This window comes from Pantoea anthophila (assembly GCF_006494375.1).
GTDB classification, from domain to species: Bacteria; Pseudomonadota; Gammaproteobacteria; order Enterobacterales; family Enterobacteriaceae; genus Pantoea; species Pantoea anthophila.
The window spans coordinates 43,749-60,890 of sequence record NZ_VHIZ01000048.1 but is presented as its reverse complement, the minus strand read 5'-3'; the positions used below and the strand labels follow the sequence as shown (position 1 = coordinate 60,890).

17 protein-coding genes are annotated in these 17,142 nt (G+C 59.5%); 9 read left to right on the top strand and 8 right to left on the bottom strand.

Features of this window, described 5'->3' with window-relative positions:
• The first annotated feature begins 36 nt into the window (after positions 1-36).
• From urtB to ettA, 6 genes are all read left to right on the top strand, one after another.
• Positions 37-1,602, top strand: coding sequence for an urea ABC transporter permease subunit UrtB (gene urtB, locus FJW00_RS11650; RefSeq protein ID WP_058957756.1), 1,566 nt, complete (start codon positions 37-39; stop codon positions 1,600-1,602).
• Positions 1,602-2,675, top strand: coding sequence for an urea ABC transporter permease subunit UrtC (gene urtC / locus FJW00_RS11645; RefSeq protein WP_140924188.1), 1,074 nt, complete (start codon positions 1,602-1,604; stop codon positions 2,673-2,675). Before urtB ends, urtC begins: the two co-directional genes overlap by 1 nt.
• Positions 2,672-3,463: an urea ABC transporter ATP-binding protein UrtD gene (urtD, locus tag FJW00_RS11640; RefSeq protein ID WP_009092253.1), complete on the top strand. Its 792-nt coding sequence runs from the start codon at positions 2,672-2,674 to the stop codon at positions 3,461-3,463. The genes urtC and urtD overlap by 4 nt, the downstream gene beginning before the upstream one ends.
• Position 3,464: 1 nt before the next feature.
• Entirely contained in the window at positions 3,465-4,163 is a 699-nt protein-coding gene (gene urtE / locus FJW00_RS11635) for an urea ABC transporter ATP-binding subunit UrtE (RefSeq protein ID WP_009092254.1), read from the top strand.
• Between the two features lie 211 nt (positions 4,164-4,374).
• On the top strand, positions 4,375-5,139 hold the full coding sequence (deoR, locus tag FJW00_RS11630; protein WP_140924241.1) for a DNA-binding transcriptional repressor DeoR: 765 nt from the start codon (positions 4,375-4,377) through the stop codon (positions 5,137-5,139).
• A 189-nt stretch (positions 5,140-5,328) separates the two neighbouring features.
• Positions 5,329-6,996, top strand: coding sequence for an energy-dependent translational throttle protein EttA (gene ettA, locus FJW00_RS11625; RefSeq protein ID WP_072215507.1), 1,668 nt, complete (start codon positions 5,329-5,331; stop codon positions 6,994-6,996).
• A 43-nt stretch (positions 6,997-7,039) separates the two neighbouring features.
• Here the strand turns inward: ettA and FJW00_RS11620 are convergent, their stop codons facing one another.
• Both FJW00_RS11620 and FJW00_RS11615 read right to left on the bottom strand, forming a co-directional pair.
• Positions 7,040-7,420 carry a type II restriction endonuclease gene (locus FJW00_RS11620; RefSeq protein ID WP_140924186.1) on the bottom strand — a complete coding sequence of 127 codons (381 nt, stop codon included), beginning with the start codon at positions 7,418-7,420 and terminating at the stop codon, positions 7,040-7,042.
• 103 nt (positions 7,421-7,523) lie between these two features.
• Positions 7,524-8,420, bottom strand: a complete 897-nt coding sequence (locus FJW00_RS11615) for a LysR family transcriptional regulator (RefSeq protein ID WP_058957759.1) — start codon at positions 8,418-8,420, stop codon at positions 7,524-7,526.
• A gap of 217 nt (positions 8,421-8,637) precedes the next feature.
• Here FJW00_RS11615 and FJW00_RS11610 point away from each other — a divergent pair, with 217 nt between their 5' ends.
• A complete protein-coding gene (locus tag FJW00_RS11610; protein ID WP_111207687.1) occupies positions 8,638-9,639 on the top strand; it encodes a zinc-binding alcohol dehydrogenase family protein in 1,002 nt (333 codons plus the stop codon).
• A 94-nt stretch (positions 9,640-9,733) separates the two neighbouring features.
• Here FJW00_RS11610 and nadR read toward each other — a convergent pair whose 3' ends face one another.
• The 3 genes from nadR to serB all read right to left on the bottom strand — a co-directional run bounded on the left by nadR (position 9,734) and on the right by serB (position 13,424).
• Complete coding sequence (gene nadR / locus FJW00_RS11605) at positions 9,734-10,975, bottom strand: multifunctional transcriptional regulator/nicotinamide-nucleotide adenylyltransferase/ribosylnicotinamide kinase NadR (RefSeq protein WP_009092260.1); 1,242 nt, start codon at positions 10,973-10,975, stop codon at positions 9,734-9,736.
• A gap of 75 nt (positions 10,976-11,050) precedes the next feature.
• A complete protein-coding gene (radA, locus tag FJW00_RS11600; protein ID WP_009092261.1) occupies positions 11,051-12,433 on the bottom strand; it encodes a DNA repair protein RadA in 1,383 nt (460 codons plus the stop codon).
• 13 nt (positions 12,434-12,446) lie between these two features.
• A complete protein-coding gene (gene serB, locus FJW00_RS11595) occupies positions 12,447-13,424 on the bottom strand; it encodes a phosphoserine phosphatase (RefSeq protein WP_046101170.1) in 978 nt (325 codons plus the stop codon).
• Between the two features lie 107 nt (positions 13,425-13,531).
• On the opposite strand from serB, the gene FJW00_RS11590 reads away from it, so the two are divergent.
• The gene (locus FJW00_RS11590) at positions 13,532-14,182 is read left to right on the top strand and encodes a YtjB family periplasmic protein (RefSeq protein WP_140924184.1); all 651 of its coding nucleotides are present in this window, start codon (positions 13,532-13,534) and stop codon (positions 14,180-14,182) included.
• 290 nt (positions 14,183-14,472) lie between these two features.
• Here the strand turns inward: FJW00_RS11590 and yjjG are convergent, their stop codons facing one another.
• From yjjG to FJW00_RS11575, 3 genes are read right to left on the bottom strand one after another with little or no spacing between them, the layout of a single operon-like run.
• Complete coding sequence (gene yjjG / locus FJW00_RS11585; RefSeq protein ID WP_009092264.1) at positions 14,473-15,153, bottom strand: pyrimidine 5'-nucleotidase; 681 nt, start codon at positions 15,151-15,153, stop codon at positions 14,473-14,475.
• An 18-nt stretch (positions 15,154-15,171) separates the two neighbouring features.
• Entirely contained in the window at positions 15,172-15,612 is a 441-nt protein-coding gene (gene rimI / locus FJW00_RS11580; RefSeq protein WP_009092266.1) for a ribosomal protein S18-alanine N-acetyltransferase, read from the bottom strand.
• Positions 15,584-15,994 carry a DNA polymerase III subunit psi gene (locus FJW00_RS11575; protein WP_033736409.1) on the bottom strand — a complete coding sequence of 137 codons (411 nt, stop codon included), beginning with the start codon at positions 15,992-15,994 and terminating at the stop codon, positions 15,584-15,586. The genes rimI and FJW00_RS11575 overlap by 29 nt, the downstream gene beginning before the upstream one ends.
• A 105-nt stretch (positions 15,995-16,099) precedes the next feature.
• Here FJW00_RS11575 and rsmC point away from each other — a divergent pair, with 105 nt between their 5' ends.
• Positions 16,100-17,131 (top strand): 16S rRNA (guanine(1207)-N(2))-methyltransferase RsmC, encoded by a 1,032-nt coding sequence (gene rsmC / locus FJW00_RS11570; protein ID WP_058957763.1) that lies wholly within the window; start codon positions 16,100-16,102, stop codon positions 17,129-17,131.
• Positions 17,132-17,142 lie beyond the last annotated feature (11 nt).

Here is a 17,142-nt window from a genome sequence, read left to right as displayed (position 1 = left end):
TCCGCCGTGCTGCCTCCCCCTGACGAGGCTCTCTTTATGACTCTATGCCGCTGCTTATTCAGCCTGCTGCTGCTGATGCCGCTGCTGGCCAGCGCCGGACCGGCGGCTGACTTTGCCGCCGCCAGCCGCAGCCAGCAGGCCACCCTGCTGCAGCAATGGGCCGCCGCGCCGGACAGCCAGCGCCTGCCGCTGCTGGAAGCGCTGCACGCCGAAACGGTCGTCATCGACCAGAACAAACAGCCCTTCAGCCAGCAGGGTACACAGCTGACACCGCTGGAGGGTGCGGCCCGGCCCGCCGGTAACCTGAAAAAACTTTTTATGAACAACCGGCTGCGCGTGCTGGTCAACAATGCTCTGGCCGCCCACCAGCTGGTGAGCAGTGATGCCGCGCTGCGCCTGCGTGCCGCGCAGCAGCTGCAGAATGGGGGGGTTGCCGACCAGCTGCCGCTGCTGACGCAGCGCCTCGCCGCCGAGCAGGATAGCCGGGTTCATGCTGCCTTAGCGCTGGCGCTGGCCAGCCTGCAACTGGCAGACAGCAATCCGATGGTGCGCCTGCGTGCGGTCAATCTGCTGGGCGAGTCCAGCGATCCTGACACCCAGGCCAGCCTGCAACGCCTGACTCAGCCCGCGAATGAACCGGATGCCACGGTGCGGGCCGCGGCGGCGGACAGCCTGCAACAGATTCAGCAGCGGCTGCGGTGGGGCGATCTGCTGGGTCAGGCCTTCAGCGGCCTGTCGCTGGGATCGATCCTGCTGCTGGCCGCGCTGGGCCTGGCGATCACCTATGGCCTGCTCGGGGTGATCAATATGGCACACGGCGAAATGCTGATGCTCGGCGCGTACGCCACCTGGTGGGTACAGAGCCTGTTTCAGCAGTTTGCGCCGCACTACCTGGCCTGGTATCCGCTGCTGGCGCTGCCGGTTGCCTTCCTGGTCACCGCCGCCATTGGTATGGCGCTGGAGCGCACGGTGATCCGCCATCTTTATGGCCGCCCCCTGGAGACGCTGCTCGCCACCTGGGGGATCAGCCTGATGCTGATTCAGCTGGTGCGGGTGCTGTTCGGGGCGCAAAACCTGGAGGTGGCGAATCCATCGTGGCTGTCAGGAGGATTACAGGTGCTGCCTAATCTGGTGCTGCCGTGGAACCGCATCGCGGTGATCCTGTTCGTGGTATTTGTGCTGGCGCTCACCTGGCTGCTGCTGAACCGCACCCGCCTGGGCATGAACGTGCGCGCCGTGACGCAGAATCGCGCCATGGCGGAGTGCTGCGGCGTGCCGACCGGCCGCGTCGATATGCTGGCGTTCGGACTCGGCTCCGGCATTGCCGGGCTGGGCGGCGTGGCGCTGTCGCAGCTGGGCAACGTCGGCCCGGAACTGGGCCAGGGCTATATCATCGACTCGTTTCTGGTGGTGGTGCTGGGTGGCGTCGGCCAGCTGGCGGGCACCGTGGTCGCCGCCTTCAGCCTGGGCATTCTGAACAAAGTGCTGGAGCCGCAGATTGGCGCGGTCCTGGGCAAGATCCTGATTCTGGTGCTCATCGTACTGTTTATTCAGAAACGTCCGCAGGGGCTGTTTGCGGTGAAAGGAAGGGTGACTGACTGATGACGCAACCTATCACGCTTCGCGTGGCGCGCACCGCCCCACGCCTGACCCTTACCCTGGGCCTGGTCATCACCGTGGCGCTGCTGCTGATGCCGTTTCTGGCGCTGCTGCCCGCTACACATCCGCTGGCGATCTCCACCTATACCCTGACGCTGGTCGGCAAAATCCTCTGCTATGCGGTGGTCGCCGTGGCGCTGGATCTGGTGTGGGGCTACGCCGGCCTGCTGTCGCTGGGCCACGGCCTCTTTTTTGCCCTGGGCGGCTACGCCATGGGCATGTACCTGATGCGCCAGGCCGCCGGGGAAGGCTTGCCCGCCTTTATGTCCTTTCTCTCCTGGCGTGAGCTGCCCTGGTTCTGGGCCGGCACCGACTCCTTCGCGTGGGCGCTCTGTCTCAGCATGCTGGTGCCAGGCCTGCTGGCGCTGCTGTTTGGCTTTTTCGCCTTTCGCTCAAAAATCAAAGGCGTCTACTTTTCGATTATGACGCAGGCGCTGACCTACGCGGGCATGCTGCTCTTCTTCCGTAACGAAACCGGTTTTGGCGGCAACAATGGCTTTACCGGCTTCACCACTCTGCTCGGCTTTTCGGTGACGGCGACCCCGACCCGTATCGGACTGTTCGTCGCCACGGTATTGCTGCTGCTGCTGAGCCTGGCGATCGGCTTCGCCCTGGCGCGCAGCAAATTCGGCCGGGTGCTGACCGCCGTGCGGGATGCGGAGAACCGCCTGACTTTCTGCGGTTACGATCCGCGCGGCTTCAAGCTGTTTGTCTGGACACTCTCTGCGGTGCTGTGCGGTCTGGCCGGGGCGCTCTATGTGCCGCAGGTCGGCATCATCAACCCTGGCGAGATGTCCCCCGCCAACTCGATCGAAGCGGCGATCTGGGTGGCGCTGGGCGGACGCGGCACGCTGATTGGCCCGCTGCTGGGCGCAGCGATCGTTAACGGCGCGCGCAGCTTCTTTACCGTCGCCTTCCCGGAATACTGGCTCTTTTTCCTGGGCCTGATGTTTATCCTGGTCACGCTGTTTCTGCCGCACGGCGTGATTGGCCTGCTGCGCCGGAGAAAAAAATGAGTGATGCCCTGTTTACCCAACCCCAGTTAGCGGATCGCCACCGGGTGCAGCGCGATCCGGTGCTGCAGCTCGATAAGATCAGCGTCTCCTTTGAAGGCTTCCGGGCGCTGACCGATCTCTCGCTGCAGATCGGCGTCGGTGAGCTGCGCTGCGTGATCGGCCCCAACGGCGCGGGCAAAACTACACTGATGGATGTGATCACCGGCAAAACCCGGCCGGATGCAGGCCGGGTGATCTACGACCAGGACAGCGATCTGACCCGTCTGTCACCGGTGGCGATCGCCCGTGCCGGGATTGGCCGTAAGTTCCAGAAACCCACGGTTTTCGAAGCGCTGACCGTGTTCGAGAATCTTGAGATCGCCCTCAGGGCCGACAAATCGGTGTGGGCCTGCCTGCGCGCCCGCCTCAACAGCGAGCAGCGGGACCGGATTGATGAGGTGCTGAAGCTGCTACGGCTGGGCGGCGAGCGCCAGCGCCGGGCGGGCCTGCTGTCGCACGGTCAGAAGCAGTTTCTGGAGATTGGCATGCTGCTGGTGCAGGAGCCGCATCTGCTGCTGCTGGATGAACCGGCGGCGGGCATGACCGATGCGGAAACGGCCTACACCGCCGAACTGTTTCGCAGCCTGGCGGGGAAACATTCGCTGATGGTGGTGGAGCACGACATGGGCTTTGTGGAGACCATCGCCGACCACGTTACGGTGCTGCATCAGGGACAGGTGCTGGCGGAGGGATCGCTGCGCGAGGTGCAGGCCAACGAGCAGGTTATCGACGTTTATCTGGGGCGCTGAGATGTTACAGGTTACTGAACTGAATCAATATTATGGCGGCAGTCACATCCTGCGCGGCCTCTCGTTTGAGGTCAGGATTGGCGAAATCACCTGCCTGCTGGGGCGCAACGGCGTGGGAAAAACCACGCTGCTGAAGTGCCTGATGGGCCTGATCCCGGCGAAGTCGGGGGAGATTCACTGGCAGCAGCAGCGGATGAATGGCCGCAAACCGCATCAGCGGGTGCAGGCTGGCATCGCGTATGTGCCGCAGGGGCGGGAAATTTTTCCGCGCCTGACGGTGGAGGAGAATCTGCTGATGGGCCTGTCACGCTTTCCGGCGGCAGAGGCACGGGCCGTCCCGGAGGAGATCTATCAGCTCTTTCCGGTGCTGCAGGCGATGAAGTCACGCCGGGGCGGCGACCTCTCTGGCGGCCAGCAGCAGCAGCTGGCGATCGGCCGGGCGCTGGCCTGTCGGCCGCAGCTGCTGATCCTGGATGAGCCGACCGAAGGGATCCAGCCGTCGGTGATCAAAGAGATCGGCGCGGTGATCCGCCAGCTGGCGCAGCGAGGCGATATGGCGATCCTGCTGGTTGAGCAGTTTTATGACTTCGCGGCCGAACTGGCGGACAGCTATCTGGTGATGTCCCGCGGTGAAATTGTGCAGCGAGGCCGCGGCGACGCCATGGAGGCAGAAGGCGTGCGCGGCCTGGTGGCGATTTAACGCCCGGCTTACAGTAAGCCGGTCTCCACTGAGCAGTGGCGCGATTCCCCCGCGCGCCAGAGGTTTGCGGCCCTCACGGATTGCGGGTAAGATTGAGTGCCAGCCTGGCGGATGAGACGCAACTCATTCAAATCTGTGAGGTTTGTCGCGTATCGACGCCGATTCCGGCGTCCTTCCTCCGCACTGCAGGATAGGGAACAGAGAGATGACCATGGAAACCCGGCGCGATGAACGCATCCAGAAACTGACGCAGGCGCTCAAACGCACCGACAAACTCCATCTGAAAGATGCGGCCCGGCTGCTGGGCGTCTCTGAGATGACGGTTCGCCGCGATCTGACCGAGCCGGGCTCCAGCGTAGTGCTGCTGGGCGGCTATATCGTCAGCGATCCCAAAAGTCATGCCGGTCACTATTTTGTCAGCGACCAGCACGGGCAGAACGCCGCCAGAAAGCAGCGGCTGGCTCAGGTGGCCGCCAGCCTGGTCAGCGAGAACGACACGGTCTTTTTTGACTGTGGCACCACCCTGCCCTATATCATTGATGCCCTCCCCGACACGCTCTCTTTTACCGCCATCTGCTGCGCCATGAACACGTTTCTTGCTCTGAAAGAGAAACCGGCCTGTCACGTGATCCTGAGCGGCGGGGAGTTTCATGCCGACAATGCGCTCTTTACGCCCGTGGGTGTGCACACTCTTCTCGACGATCTCTGCCCGACGCTCGCCTTTATCTCTGCGGCCGGGATCGACAAAGATCAGGGCGCAACCTGCTACAACACTAACGAGCTGACGATGAAACATCATGCCATGCTGCGCGCCCGGCGGTCGGTGCTGGTGGCGGACAGCAGCAAATATGGCAAAGTGCTGCCCGCCCGCATCGGCGACCTGCAGCGCTTCGATCTGCTGGTCAGCGACAGTGCCCCCGATCAGGCCCTGCAGACCTGGCTGACGCAGCAGGCTATCCCCCTGCGTCTGCCCTGAGGCCGGAGGCCAGCCGGTCTCTGCCCGCCTTTTCATATGGCTCGCCGGTGAGCCGGACAAATCAGCGTCTTATGCCTGACCGCCCCCGGCCCGCGAATATTCGCCGCCCCCCGGCTGGGATTAAGGGGTGAAAAAGGCTAAACTTCGACATCATTCCAACGACCAACAGACCCAGAGGCTCAAACCAACGTGGCTCAATTCGTCTATAGCATGCATCGCGTCGGCAAAGTGGTTCCGCCGAAGCGACATATCCTGAAGAACATCTCGCTCAGCTTCTTCCCTGGCGCCAAAATCGGCGTACTCGGCCTGAATGGCGCGGGTAAATCGACCCTGCTGCGCATTATGGCCGGCATCGATAAAGATATTGAAGGGGAAGCGCGTCCGCAGCCAGGCATCAAGATTGGCTACCTGCCGCAGGAGCCGCAGCTCAACCCTGAACACACCGTGCGTGAGTCGATTGAAGAAGCGCTGTCGGAAGTGGTTGGCGCACTGAAACGCCTTGATGAAGTTTACGCACTGTACGCTGAAGAGGATGCTGATTTCGACAAGCTGGCCGCTGAGCAGGGTCGTCTGGAAGAGATTATCCAGGCGCACGACGGCCACAACCTGAATACCCAGCTGGAACGTGCAGCCGATGCGCTGCGTCTGCCAGACTGGGATGCGAAAGTCGCGACCCTTTCCGGTGGTGAACGTCGCCGTGTTGCCCTCTGCCGCCTGCTGCTGGAAAAACCAGACATGCTGCTGCTGGACGAACCGACTAACCACCTGGATGCGGAATCTGTCGCCTGGCTGGAACGCTTCCTGCACGACTTCGAAGGCACAGTCGTCGCCATTACGCATGACCGTTACTTCCTGGATAACGTGGCAGGCTGGATCCTGGAGCTGGACCGTGGCGAAGGCATTCCATGGGAAGGCAATTACTCCTCCTGGCTGGAGCAGAAAGATGCGCGTCTGGCGCAGGAAGCCTCTTCTGAAGCTGCCCGTCGCAAGTCGATTGAGAAAGAGCTGGAGTGGGTTCGCAAAGGACCAAAAGGCCAGCAGTCTAAGGGCAAAGCCCGTCTGGCACGCTTTGAAGAGCTGAACAATACCGACTACCAGAAGCGTAACGAAACCAACGAACTGTTCATTCCGCCAGGTGCCCGTCTGGGTGACAAAGTGCTGGAAGTCAGCAACCTGCGTAAGTCCTATGGCGACCGTGTACTGATTGACGATCTCTCCTTCTCCGTGCCGAAAGGCGCGATTGTCGGGATTATCGGTCCGAACGGCGCGGGTAAATCGACGCTGTTCCGCATGATGTCCGGTCAGGAACAGCCTGATTCCGGCAGCATCGTGCTGGGCGACACCGTCAAGCTGGCCGCCGTGGATCAGTTCCGCGACAGCATGGACAACTCGAAAACCGTGTGGGAAGAAGTTTCCGGCGGTCAGGATATTATGCGCATCGGTAACACCGAGATGCCAAGCCGCGCCTATGTCGGACGCTTTAACTTTAAAGGCGTCGATCAGGGCAAACGCGTGGGCGAACTCTCAGGCGGTGAGCGTGGTCGTCTGCACCTTGCGAAGCTGCTGCAGGTTGGCGGTAACATGCTGCTGCTCGATGAACCGACGAACGACCTGGATATCGAAACCCTGCGCGCACTGGAAAACGCCCTGCTGGAGTTCCCGGGCTGTGCCATGGTGATCTCGCATGACCGCTGGTTCCTGGACCGTATCGCCACCCATATTCTGGATTACCAGGATGAGGGCAAAATTGAATTCTTCGAAGGTAACTTTACCGAATACGAAGAGTACAAGAAGCGTACCCTCGGCGCAGATGCGCTGGAGCCGAAGCGCATCAAGTACAAGCGTATGACGAAGTAATTTCTGATGTTAAAAAAGGGAAGCACTTGCTTCCCTTTTTAGATTAATAAAGCGAAGTCCATTGCTCAATAACCCCTTGATGCTCCTCGTCATTCGATTTAAATAAAATACAGTTCAATTTATTATTTTTATCAAAGCCAATTACGATATTATCTCCAGGAACGGCCAGTTCAGTTACCGGATTACTTTCATAATAAAGCCGAAACTCAGAACGAGTCCCATGCGACTCCCGTGCATCATACCAGGTAACTGAGGCATTACAGCTAACATCACTGCCTCTGAGTATGAAAGTAGTATCGATAACCTTATTTTCGTTACCCAGAATATTTTTAAGAGCTGTTACACCATTAAACTCTCTTTGATCGTAAATTTCACTTTTGGATAAAGTTTTGATACATGCAGTCTTTAAATTTTGAGCCTTCATAAATTCCTCATCCTCTGAGAACAACAGGAAGCCTCATCATAATTAAAGCAATTAAATTTTCTGCTACAGGTATCAAATTTTAATTTAATTTCTGTCTTAATATTCAGCGATAAAAATCCCTGAACACCGGGGATTGCAGCGCGAACTCGATAAAGCGAGCCAGCGCCGGAGAGTGCAGTTTGCGCCCCGGATAGACCAGCCAGAGTTCATTCCCTTCAATCTCCCATTCCGGCAGAACGGGCACCAGACGCGGGTCCGCCATCGCGCCATCGGTCAGAAAGTGCGGCAGCAGCGTGATACCGGCATCACCCAGCGCGCATTCACGGGCGTAGAGCAGATTATCGGTGAGGTGGCCTGGCGGCAGCAGCCAGCGGTAGAATTCATCATCGCGCTGTAATACCCACTCATTCCAGGCGCGATGGGCAATACAGCGGTGCGCAGAGAGTTGCTGCGGATGAACCAGCGGCGGATGCTGATCGAGATAGCCCTGCGAGGCGACCAGCAGTCGCGGGCAGTTACCGATCCGGCGGCCAATCAGCGACGACTCGTGCGGCTGACCGGTGCGCAGCGCCACATCGAAGCCCTCCTGCACCAGATCGCGCATCTCATCGGAGATCGACACATCCAGCGTCACATCGGGGTAGAGGCGTAAAAATGCCGCGTTACAGCGGGCCAGCAGCGTCGCGCCGATCCCCGCCGGGCTGGTGATGCGCAGACGACCGCTGGGATTTTCACGCAGGCTGGCGATCGCCTGATCCGCGCGTTCACTCGCCTGCATCATCTCCTGACAATGCAGCAGATAGCGCTCACCGGCAAAGGTCAGATTGAGCTGGCGGGTTGTGCGGTTCAGCAACCGAATCCCTACCCGCTGCTCCAGCTGGCTGATGCGCTGACTGACGCTCGATTTCGGCAGTCCCGCCCGCTCTGCCGCGCCGGTAAAGCTGCCGCACTCCGCCACCAGCGCAAAGAGCGCCATATCCTGCCACTGCCGGAAGGCCATTGTTCACCTCAGACGAACACTCTATGAAAGATTGTCCATCTTATCACCGCTAAAACCAGGTTCTACACTTAAACCTGTTCCAGATCGTGACGCCAGTCTGCCACGGACAGCGCATCACCCGCCGGGCGGCCTCTTCACCGGCTGGCGTGCACTGCCCAGGGCCAGAATGGCAACTGACACTCTCCAGGCTTTGAGCCTGACTTAACAGGAAAATGCTATGTCTATTCGCGCTATCGCTATTAATCCGGAAAGTCCTGAAAACTTCACAGAAATCTTCCCTGAAACCCCGACGCCCGGTGAGTATGACCTGCGGGTCAGCGTCAAGGCCGCCTCGGTCAACCCGGTCGACACCAAAGTCCACAAAGGGGCGATCAAAAATGGCTTACAGGTGCCGCGTGTTCTCGGCTGGGATGCCAGCGGCGTCGTGCTGGAAGTCGGCAGCAAAGTCAGCAACTTTAAACCCGGCGATGAGGTCTTTTACGCCGGCGACCTGACCCGTCCTGGCAGTAACAGCACCGAGCAGCTGGTGGATGCGCGCATTACCGGCCACAAGCCCGAAAGCCTGGACTGGGCGCAGTCGGCGGCCATTCCCCTGACGGCGCTGACCGCCTGGGAAGGCCTGTTTGAGCGGCTGAACCTGGAGACGGCAACCGCAGATCAGACGCTGCTGATCGTCGGCGGCGCTGGCGGTGTCGGATCGCTGGCGATCCCGCTGGCGAAGCTGCGCAGCAAGGTTCAGATCATCGCCACCGCCTCCCGCGAGGACTCCGCGCAGTGGTGCCGCGATCGGGGCGCTGACAAGGTGATCAACTACAAAGATATGATCGGTGAGCTGGAGAAAGAAGGCATTAAACAGGTGGACTACATCTTCTGCCTGAATGATACCGACGGTCACTGGGAGACGATGGCAAAACTGATCGCCCCGCAGGGCCATATCTGCACCATCGTGGAAAATGAGCATCCGCTGTCGATGGATCAGCTGAAGCTGAAGAGTGCCGCTCTGCATTTCGAGCTGATGTACACCCGCAGCATGTTTAAAACGCCTGATATGGCGCGCCAGGGCGAGATTCTGGATGCCGTTTCGGCCCTGCTGGATGAAGGTAAACTGCAGACCACACTGAGTGAGACGCTGCACGGCTTGAGCGTTGAGACCTTAACCGCTGCCCATCAGCGTGTGCTGGAAGGTCACATGCGCGGCAAAGTGGTTATGGTCTATTAATCCGGCTGTTCTGCGGCGGCGGTGAAAAGCAACAGCCGCCGCGCTGAGGATGTATGTATGACGTAGCCCGGTGCAGACCGGGCTATGACAGACCTTATGGCTGAACGTTCTTCTCGCCCAGCACCCCTTTGACCAGTTCAATACAGCGCAGGAAACGGGTGTCGTAGTCATCTTCCTGGACATGGACGAAGTCGATGTTGTTTTCCCGCAGCATCGTGACCAGCATGGACTGAAACTCCCGCCGATCCACCGAGCTGCCCAGGCTGCGTAAGCCATCCGCCACCCAGGGCACGTTGTTCTCCAGCAGAATCACCAGATCAAAGCGATACTCATCGATCAGCGCCTGCACAAACGGATGCTCACGCCCTTCATACTTCAGACAGAACGCCTGAGTCGTCACGAAGTCAGTGTCGATAAACGCCACTTTATTGGCATATTTCACCGCGAAATCGATGTACTGCGCCTGTCCCAGCGCGATCTTGTCGTAATCAGAATATTGCAGCGCCATTTCGTCACCGCCCAGATGGGAAAAGACATAGTCGCGGCCATATTCCCAGGCACTGGTGGTGTTGAAGATGTTGGCGAGTTTGTTCACCAGCGTCGATTTACCGCTCGACTCGCCGCCGAGGATCGCCACGGTGCGCACAAAGAAGGGTTTGACTTCTGTCGGGATGTACTCCCAGAAGCGGAACGGATCCTGACGGATCTGCCCGCCGCTGATGCTCATAAAGGATCGGTTGGGATCGACCAGCACGGTCTGAATGCCCAGGTGCTGCTGATACATCTCCGCATCCGGCGCTTCGCTGGTGTAGATGCAGTCCGCAGCAATGCCGTGCTCGCTGAGGAAAGCGCTGACGCCCTCACTCCAGACATCCCAGCCGTGCGGATAGGGTTCAATCCCCTCCTCGTTGAAGGCGTGAATGCGGATGTTTTTCTGGTACTTAAAGGTCTGCAGCAGCCAGCGCAGGCGATCGCTGACCGTCGGCTGCTGGGACATGGCGCTGTTCTCAAACAGCTCCCGATCGCGCGGCTCATCGTAGCCCATGATGATGTGCAGCTCATCCACCTGACTGCAGGCGCGCTGGATCAAATAGATATGGCCGGTGTGCAGCGGATAGAACTTACCGAATACCACGCCCACCCTTTTATCACGGCGCGGAAATTCCAGCCCCAGAAAGCGGTGCAGCGCTTCCAGCTTCTGCGCGCTGGGGCTTTTGATTTTGGCATTGAGCAACTGGCTCAGATAGCCTTTGGTCATGCCGCTGGCGTCAGCGACCTGTTGCAGCGTGTGCCCCTGCTGGCGAATGGCCGTTTTCAGATACTCAAACGACGACATGTCGTGCCTCCTGCATCAATGCGGTTAAGGTGGGTGCCGCCTGTCCGTGGTTTTTCCGGGCAGGCGTCAGGCGCGTTACAGATCGTCCAGAATCGCCAGCGCATCGGCCAGCTTTTTCGCGCTGAAAACCTGCATCCCGGCAATCGGTTTTTTCGGCGCATTTCCTGCCGGAACGATGGCGCGTTTGAAGCCGTGCTTCGCCGCTTCCGAGATGCGCTCCTGACCGCTGGGCACCGGACGGATCTCACCGGCCAGCCCCACTTCGCCGAAGATCACCAGATCCTGCGGCAGCGGACGATCGCGAAGACTCGACACCATCGACAGCATCAGCGCCAGATCGGCGCTGGTTTCGGTGACTTTGACGCCGCCCACGACGTTGACGAACACATCCTGATCCGCCATCTGCAATCCGCCGTGACGGTGCAGCACCGCCAGCAGTATGGCCAGGCGGTTCTGCTCCAGCCCGACCGCGACGCGACGCGGGTTGCCCATCATCGAGTGATCGACCAGCGCCTGAATCTCCACCAGCAGCGGTCGCGTTCCCTCCCAGAGCACCATAACCGAGCTGCCTGAGGTTATCTCTTCACCGCGCGACAGGAAGATCGCTGACGGGTTGCTGACTTCGCGCATGCCCTGCTCGGTCATGGCAAACACCCCCAGCTCATTGACCGCACCGAAGCGGTTTTTATGACTGCGCAGGGTGCGGAAGCGGGAGTCGGCATCGCCATCCAGCAGCACCGAACAGTCGATGCAGTGCTCCAGCACTTTCGGACCGGCCAGCGAGCCATCTTTCGTGACGTGTCCCACCATGATGATCGCCACGCCACGCGTTTTGGCGAAGCGTGTCAGGTAGGCGGCGGTTTCCCGCACCTGGGCGACGCTGCCCGGCGAGGACTGGATCTCCGCCATGTGCATCACCTGGATCGAGTCGATCACCATCAGCTGCGGCTGCTCCTGCTCGGCGATCAGGCAGATCTGCTCAATGCTGGTTTCCGACAGCATGTTCACATTTTCGGTGGGCAATCCCAGACGATGGGCGCGCATCGCCACCTGTTGCAGGGACTCTTCTCCGGTGACGTACAGGGTTTTCATCCCTTCCGACAACCGGCACATCACCTGCAACAGCAGCGTGGATTTACCGGCGCCAGGGCTGCCGCCGATCAGAATCGCACTGCCCGGCACCACGCCGCCGCCCAGCACCCGATCAAACTCTTTAAAGGTGGTGGAGAAGCGCGGGAGTGCCTCCAGGCTGATTTCCGACAGTTTCTGCACCCGGCTGGTGCCAGCGCTGCCGGCATAGCCGCTCAGGCGCTCGTTGCGCGCAGCCGCGGGTGAGGCGGCAATGCGCACCTCGGTGATGGTGTTCCAGGCGTGACAGGCGCTGCACTGCCCCTGCCAGCGTGGGTAATCTGCGCCGCATTCGTTACAGACAAATGCGCGTTTTGCCGCTTTGGCCAAATCAATTCCTCAGTTAACGCTCTTCGTGGATCAGGCTGCCGGTCAGGATGCAGAACACCCCCATGAGATCGGCATGGCGAATGGTGACCGCAGTCTGCTCATTCACCTTAGGTTTAGCATGGAACGCAATGCCCAGCGCGGAGGCTTTGATCATCAGCAGGTCATTGGCTCCGTCGCCAATCGCGACCGTCTGTTCCGGCGCGATATCAAAACGCTGCGCCAGCTTCTTCAGCGTATCGGCTTTATATTGTGCGTCGACAATCGGACCCAGCACGTTGCCGGTCAGTTTGCCGTCGCGGATTTCCAGTTCGTTGGCGACCACGGCCGACAGATGCAGCTTATCGCGCAGGTATTCGGCGTAGTAGGTGAAGCCGCCGGAGGCGATAGCCACCTGCCAGCCCAGCGCCTGCAGCTTCTGCGTCAGGGTGGTTAAGCCCGGCATTAAAGGCAGCTCATCACGCACCTGTTTCAGGATATTGGCGTCAGCGCCCTGCAGGGTGGCAACGCGCTGACGCAGGCTGGCGCTGAAGTCGAGTTCACCGCGCATCGCGCGCTCTGTCACTTCTGCTACCTGCTCACCGCTGCCTGCCAGTTTAGCGATCTCGTCGATACATTCGATCTGAATCGCGGTGGAGTCCATATCCATCACCAGCAGACCGGGGGTCTTGAGGTAGGGGATTTTACCCAGCGGCGCCACGTCCAGCCCGGCATCGTGCGCCAGTTTAGTCGCAAACGGCGTCAGCGAGCCCGCCAGGCGGATCACCTGATACTCATCGACGTTCCAGGCGCTGACAATCACCATCGCTGCACCCAGCTGATGCTGATAATCGGTCAGCCGTTGCTTATCCAGCCCACGGCCATACAGCAGCCAGCCGGTGCGGCCAGCGCGATAATCCAGCGGCATCACTTCATCACCGCTAAGAGAAAGGGGCAAACCCGGCCAGAGAGAGACATCGGCGGGAAGATCGCACCAGGTTAAACGATTTGGCATCAGAGCTCCTGTAGGGACAACAAAACCACGCAAGAGGCTACCCTGTCTGCGTCGCTTCTGGCAACATAATCTCCAGGCTTTCTGTTGTGACATGACCCGGATGAGTAATGGCTAAAACCGCGCTGAAATTTCGCTTACATCGTACCGTGATCGTTCTCATCTCGATGACGCTGCTGGTCGCCCTGATGCAGGGCGTCTCCTGGTTCAGTACCGGTCATCAGATGGCGCGTTCTGAACAGGTCGAAGAGCTGGCTCATACGCTGACCAGCCAGGTGGCGTTCAGCCTTAAGCCGTTGATGGACAACAGTGAAAACAACCGTAATCAGATAGAAGCGATTCTGAATCAGATGACGGCGAACAGCCGTATTCTGGATGCGTCGGTGTATGACGGTGATGGCAGCCTGGTGGCGCACAGCGGAGAAAACATCAACGTGCGCGACAGGCTCGCTCTCGACGGGCAGCGTGCGGGCAGCTATTTCAATCATCAGATTGTGCAGCCCCTGGCCGGAAACGATGGCCCGCTGGGCTTTCTGCGCGTGACGCTGGACACCCATGTGCTGGTCACCGACTCACATCAGGTCGACAACACCACCAATATTCTGCGTCTGATGATGCTGCTGGCGCTGGCCATCGGCATCATTCTCTCCCGTACCCTGCTGCGCCACCGCCGTACCCGCTGGCAGCAGTCACCGTTCCTGCTCACCGCCAGCACGCCGGTGCAGGAGGATCGGGATGAAGATGATGAGAAGAAAACGTAGCGGTTCAGGACGCGAGCACAGAACTCAGTCAGGGAGCTGGTGAGGCCGAGCCTGCGAAGGGAACACGGTCAGATCGGAAAGTCGCTTAAACCCTCCCTGGCCGCTCGTCCCGCGCGATTACGCACCTCATCCCTGAGGTGCGCCCTGACCGGGCCAACGCTTTGCGTTGTTCAAAAACGCTCCCGGCGCTTTTGTCCATGGCGCGGGACGCTTTCCTCCTCTGCCCGTATTCCCTGCGCATCAACTCTGTCTATTGCTGTCAGATTTACTTGTACTTGTATTCGGATCTGTCAGCCGATCAGCAGCGCTTCCAGCTCAGCCAGCGATTTGACCTGCCAGGTCGGTTTGATATGTTCCGGCAGCGGCCGGGTGCCATGATCGAGCCAGCAGGTTTTCACCCCGGCATTCATGCCGCCGAGAATATCGGATTCCGGCGTATCCCCGACCATCAGCACCCGCTGACGATCCGGATTGCCCATCAGGTTCAGCGCATAATCAAAAATCTCCACCGCCGGTTTTGGCACGCCGACCTGCTCAGAGATCACCAGCGCCGAAAAGTAGTCGCGGAAACCGGTGCGCTCCAGGCGCGTCTGCTGCAGCGCGGTAAAGCCGTTGGTGATGATGCCCATCTTTACCCGACCGTGCAGCTGCTTCATCAGGCTCACCGCGCCTGGCAGTGGCGTACAGATCTCGCCCATGGCGGTCAGGAAGCCGCTGTTGAGGATCTCCGGCGCGACGCTGAGCTTTTCGCTCCAGTGATTGAAACGCTGGGTCTGTAGCTGCAACGCGGTAATCGTGCCGTTCTGATAATCAACCCAGAGCGGCTTGTTAACCGCCTGATAGTCGCTGTAATCCTGGTCGGAGAACTGCACGTCATAACCGGCGAACAGCCGCTGCAAACCGGCATAAGCATCGAAATGAAAAAGGGTATCGTCCGCATCAAACAGGATGCAATCCCACTGTTCTGACATTAAAGCTCCTTAGCACCGCTACAGCGTCAGCGCCATCATCAGGGCATCTTCACGCCCGCTGGCGGTGGGATAGTAGTTGGAACGACGGCTCACCTGGTTGAATCCCATCTGCTCATAAAGCGCAATGGCGGGCAGATTGGATGCCCGGACTTCGAGCCACAGCGTCAGCACATCGCGTTTTATTAACTCGTCGATCAGATGCTGCAACAGCTGACGGCCAAATCCCCGGCGCTGCCAGGCGGGATCGACCGCGATGTTAAACAGCGACGCTTCATCCAGCACCACCTGGGTAATGGCAAAGGCGGCCATTTTTCCTTCGGCATCCAGCCGTAAATTGAGGAAGCGCTCGCCCTGATTGCTGGCAAACGTCTGTTCACTCCAGGGAAACGCGTGACTGCGACGCTCGATGGCAAAGGCCTCGGCCCGATCGTCAGGGGTGAGTAAAGAGATGGCTGTCATGGTTACACATCTGTTGCCAGAGCGCGCGTCTGGCGACGCCGCTGCTGATCAGTTCATTGAAAGCGGCGCTGGTCAGTGCCACGCCATTAAAAGTCTGTGCACTCTCAACCCCAAGCAGCCAGCCGGCGCAGTTCAGCGTTTCCGGCAGCATCTGGAGTTGATCCGGCGTCACGGTCATCACCTGGGCGGGTTGAAGATTGAGCGTCTGCAGCACGTCGCGCATCAGCGGTTCATCCAGCCCGGGGGGCACGTCAGCGACAATGATTAACTGCGTGTCCGGCGCCAGCGTGACGGCAATTTCGCCCTGAAGCACGCGCGGGCGGCGCAGTTGATACTGCGTAATTCCCATTTGCTGTAAAAGCCAGTCGCGCCTGGACGTCATGGTGTTACCTGTTGGCTGCCTGAATGCGACGCTATGCTAGCAAACCCATCGAACATGCGCCAACAAACCACTATAATCCCCGCTCAGATCTTACAGGAGCTCTACATGTCTGCTTTTACCCCGGCCAGCGAAGTCATTCTGCGCCACAGTGATGAATTTACCGCCCGCCACGTTTTATTTGCTGGCGATTTGCAGGATGACCTGCCCGCTCAGCTGGAAACCGCCTCGTCGCGCGTGCACACCCAGCAATATCATCACTGGCAAAACCTGAGCCGCCGTATGGGCGAACAGGCGCGTTATGGACTGGTTGCGCAGGCGGAAGATGTGCAGGGCTGCGATACGCTGGTCTACTTCTGGACCAAAAATAAGCCGGAAGTGCAGTTCCAGCTGCAGAATCTGCTGTCGCTGCTGCCGGTGGGCTGCGACGTGTTCGTGGTCGGTGAAAACCGCAGCGGCGTTCGCAGTGCAGAAGGCATGCTGGAGTCCTGGGTAACGCTGGAGAAGATCGACAGCGCGCGCCGCTGTGGTCTCTATCACGGTCGCCTCGACGCACAGCCTGACTTTGATGCCGGCGCCTTTGGTCATCAGTATCAGATGGATGACCTGACGATTCACACCCTGCCTGGCGTCTTCAGCCGCGATGGTCTGGACAGCGGCAGTGCCCTGCTGCTCTCCACCTTTACGCCACACACTAAAGGAAAAGTGCTGGATATGGGTTGTGGCGCGGGCGTCATTGCCGCCTCACTGCACGCCCGTTCGCCTAAAGTACGCCTGTGGCTGTGTGACGTTCACGCGGCGGCGATTGAAGCGAGTAAGGCGACGCTGGCCGCCAACGGCATTGAGGGCGAGGTCTTCCCCAGCAACGTCTTCTCTGACGTCACCGGACGTTTCGACATGATTATTTCTAACCCGCCGTTCCATGAAGGCACGCAGACCAGCCTCGATGCGGCACAGGCGTTAATCCGTGGCGCGGTGAAGCATCTGAACACCGGCGGTGAACTGCGTATCGTTGCCAATGCCTTCCTGCCCTATCCACAGGCGCTGGATGAGGCGTTCGGCAGCCATGAAGTGATCGCACAGACTGGCCGCTTTAAGGTTTACCGTGCCGTCTATGGTCGCGGTGCGAAAACCCGTTAATCCTTTTTTCC